3 protein-coding genes are annotated in these 3,850 nt (G+C 63.8%); all 3 read right to left on the minus strand.

The window, feature by feature from the left end:
* Window positions 1-1,074 (minus strand): DUF2865 domain-containing protein (locus EOB59_RS26620; protein ID WP_245486767.1); only part of this gene is annotated, 1,074 nt, incomplete at its 3' end.
* Between the two features lie 88 nt (window positions 1,075-1,162).
* Window positions 1,163-3,487, minus strand: coding sequence for an NADP-dependent malic enzyme (locus EOB59_RS26625; RefSeq protein WP_128289588.1), 2,325 nt, complete (start codon window positions 3,485-3,487; stop codon window positions 1,163-1,165).
* A 176-nt stretch (window positions 3,488-3,663) separates the two neighbouring features.
* Window positions 3,664-3,850, minus strand: a 187-nt coding sequence (locus EOB59_RS26630) for an SDR family oxidoreductase (protein WP_128289589.1), incomplete at its 5' end; no start/stop codon positions are given.

Below are 3,850 nucleotides of genomic sequence, written 5' to 3' on the forward strand. Positions count from 1 at the left end.
CCGCTTGATCGCCTCGCGGTCGAGCCCGCCTTCCTGATTGGCCAGCGTTTCGGGATCGGCACCTGGATCCGGTTTGGAGATCGGCACCGGAATGAACGGTGCGGAGTCCGTCTCGGGTTGCAACTGTTCCGGATTCGGCGGGTTGCCGGCGATGATCTGAAAACCCTGCGCGGCGGCGTTGCAGCCGCAAGCCGGCGGCCGCGACATATCGGGCTGCTTGTAGAGATAGGCGGTCGGCAATTCGCTGTAGGGTCGGCCGGTGACGGATGACGTCATCGAGGCCGAATCGTCGTCCATGCCGCGCGAATAGAAAACCTGCATCTCGGTGCCGGGGCAGCTCGATTCGCAATTCTTCTGGTCACGTTCGAAATCGCCTGCCGAGGCTGAGTTCGACATCGGGAAGAAGTAGCCGTCGCAGGTGCGCACACAGGAAGTGTGGAACTCACCGCCGACGCTCGGAAAATCGGGTATGCCGGGCTGGTTGAGCACACGGCGGACATTGCGCTCCTCGCCGGGATCGTCGGGCTGGTTGGGCTCATCAAGCATATCGAGCTGCTGGCTGTTGCCGCCAAAAAGCTGATCGAACAGGTTTGCGCTGCCGCCCTCGCGGTTGGCTTCCTGCAAAGGCGCCCGCCGAGGCGCAACGGCGTCGTCGCGGCAGCCATTGGCGTCAAGCGCCGCCAGGATGCGTCCGCGGTCGCGGCGCGAGCCGCCGCCGGCCAGCCGCTCGCGCTTGTTCTGCAAGGCGTCGAGATTGGCATTCATGCGATCGATGGTGGCGTTTAGCCCGGCGCATTGATTGAGGTTGCGGCCAAACAGCGAAAAGCCGCACCCGGCCCGGCTCGCTTGGCCGCGGGCTTTCGAAATCTGCTCATGCTGCCTGGCAATTGCGGAATCGTATTTCCGGATCAGCGCCGGATCGCCACCGCCGCCGCGCGAGGACGCGGCAAGATCGGCTTCCAGCTGGCGGCAGACCCGCGAGGCGGCCTGTGGCTCGGCCACCCCCCAGGTTGCGGACAACAGCAGGCCAAGCAGCACGGCAGCATGCGCCTGCTTCCACCCTCCGCTTGCCATCCGCCCAAACTCCGCCTGCCAAATCCGACTGTTAGCCCGCAATGCTACCGTGTTCGCGGTTAACTGCAGTTTACCGCGAAATCCGTGTTCAGCCCAGATTGACGACCGCCTGTGCCTTGTGGGCGGCTTCCACGACGGCAAGCGCCGTCATGTTGACGACGCCGCGCGAGGTGACCGACGGCGTCAATATATGCGCCGGCATGTCCGTGCCGAGCAGGATCGGCCCGACGTGCAGCGCATCCATCATGGTCCTGAGCGCAGTCAGCGTGATGTTGGCCGAATCGAGGTTGGGGAACACCAGCAGATTGGCTTCGCCCTTCAGCCGTGAATGCGGATAGACGCGCTGGCGCAGATGCTCCGACAGAGCGGAATCGGCGTGCATCTCGCCATCGCATTCCAGCTCTGGGGCAATGCGCGCCAGGATCGCCGCCGCTTGCCGCATCTTCAGGGCACTGGGCGAATCGCGCGAGCCGAAATCCGAATGCGAGAGCAGCGCTGCCTTCGGCTCGATGCCGAAGCGCTGGATTTCTTCCGCCGCCAGCACCGTCATCTCAGCGATTTCTTCCGCCGTCGGGTCGACGGAGACATGCGTGTCGGTCAGGAAGATGATGCCGCGCTGCGAGATCAGCATCGAGAGCGTCGACAGGTCGCGATCCTTGACGCCGGTGCGCGGGCCGATGATCAAGGTGACGTTGCGCAGATGCCGCTCGAAGCGCCCTTCAAGGCCGCAGACCATGGCGTCGGCATCGCCGCGTTTCAGCGCAAGCGCTGCGATCACCGTGTTGTCGGTGCGGACCATGGTGCGCGCGGCTTCCGTCGTGACGCCACGCCGGCCGGCGAGTTCGATCAAAAGGTCGACATAGTGGCGGTAGCGCGGATCGTCTTCCGGGTTGATCAGGCCGAAATCGACACCGGGCTTGATGCGCAAGCCGTAGCGTTTCAGGCGCACTTCGATGACGTGCGGCCGGCCGATCAGGATCGGCTCGGCGATGCCTTCTTCGAGCACCACCTGGGCGGCGCGCAGCACGCGCTCATCCTCGCCGTCTGCATAGATGACGCGCTTGGCGCTCGATGCCTTGGCGGACGAGAACACCGGCTTCATCACCAGGCCGGAGCGGAAGACGAAGCGGTTCAGCTTGTCGATATAGGCGGCGAAATCGGTGATCGGCCGCGTCGCGACACCGGTGTCGCAGGCCGCCTTGGCGACCGCGGGCGCTATGCGCAGGATCAGGCGTGGATCGAAGGGCGAAGGGATCAGGAATTCAGGGCCGAAGATCGGCGTCTCGCCGGAATAGGCGCGGGCAGCGACATCTGAAGGTTCCTCGCGGGCAAGGGCTGCGATGGCGCGGACCGCCGCCATCTTCATCTCCTCGTTGATAGCGCTGGCACCACAGTCGAGCGCGCCGCGGAAGATGTAAGGAAAACACAGTACGTTGTTGACCTGATTGGGAAAATCGGACCTGCCTGTGCAGATCATCGCATCGGGACGCGCCGCACGCGCCGTTTCCGGCATGATCTCGGGATTGGGGTTGGCCAGCGCCAGGATCAGCGGTTTTGGCGCCATGTGCTCAAGCAGTTCCGGCTTCAGCACGCCTGCCGCCGAGAGGCCGAGGAAGACATCTGCGCCCGATATGACGTCGGCCAGCGTGCGCGCCTCGGTGTCCTTCACATAAGGGTCTTTCCAGCGGTCCATCTCGTCGGTCCGCCCTTTGTAGGCAACGCCGAAACGGTCGGTGACCCAGATGTTTTCGACTTTGGCGCCGAGCGAGACCAGCAGGTTGAGGCAGGCAAGGGCGGCAGCCCCGGCGCCGGAGGTGACTATCTTGATGTCCGATATGGTTTTTCCGGCGAATTCCAGCCCGTTGAGCACGGCGGCAGCGACGATGATGGCGGTGCCGTGCTGGTCGTCGTGGAATACCGGTATGCCCATGCGGGCCTTCAGCTGTTCCTCGACCTCGAAGCATTCCGGCGCCTTGATGTCCTCGAGATTGATGCCGCCGAAGGTCGGCTCGAGCGCCGAGATCGTCTCGACCATGCGCTCGATACCGGGCGCGTCGATCTCTATGTCGAAGACATCGATGCCGGCGAACTTCTTGAACAGGACGGCCTTGCCTTCCATCACCGGCTTGGAGGCCAGCGGGCCGATATTGCCGAGGCCGAGCACCGCCGACCCGTTGGTCACGACACCGACCAGATTGGCGCGCGCGGTGTAGTCGGCGGCGGTCGCCGGATCGTCGCGGATTTCCAGGCAAGGGGCGGCGACGCCAGGCGAATAGGCGAGCGCGAGGTCGCGCTGATTGCCGAGCGGCTTGGTCGCCTGTATCTCGAGCTTTCCCGGCCTTGGGTGCTTGTGGAAGTAGAGGGCGGCTTCGTCGAGGTCCGAACGTGCCGTCTTTTTGCTCTCGCCTTCCATGCGGCCGCTCCCTCGAAATCTGGCTGAGATTCCCTTTTAGCATGCAGCCGTGGTTTTTCGCGACGCTAATTGACGCGCCGGCAGCTTTACCCGGCGGCGCGTAGAAAGTTGCTAATGATCAAATGCTTATGCCGATTCTCTAACGGACGGCTCCTACAGTTTCACGGACAAGTTGATCAAAAGGCGCTGACGTAGAGACCACCATCGACCGGTATGTTCTGCCCGGTCAGATAGCCCGCATGGACCGAGCACAGGAAGGCGCAGATCTGACCGAATTCTTCCGGCGTGCCGAGCCGCTTGGCCGGAACGTCGGCGCTGATGCGGGTCTTGCGCGCGGCTGCGGCCTTAGGGCTTTCGACGCTG

Source organism: Mesorhizobium sp. M7A.F.Ca.MR.176.00.0.0 (assembly GCF_004023165.1).
In the GTDB taxonomy this organism is placed as follows: Bacteria; Pseudomonadota; Alphaproteobacteria; order Rhizobiales; family Rhizobiaceae; genus Mesorhizobium.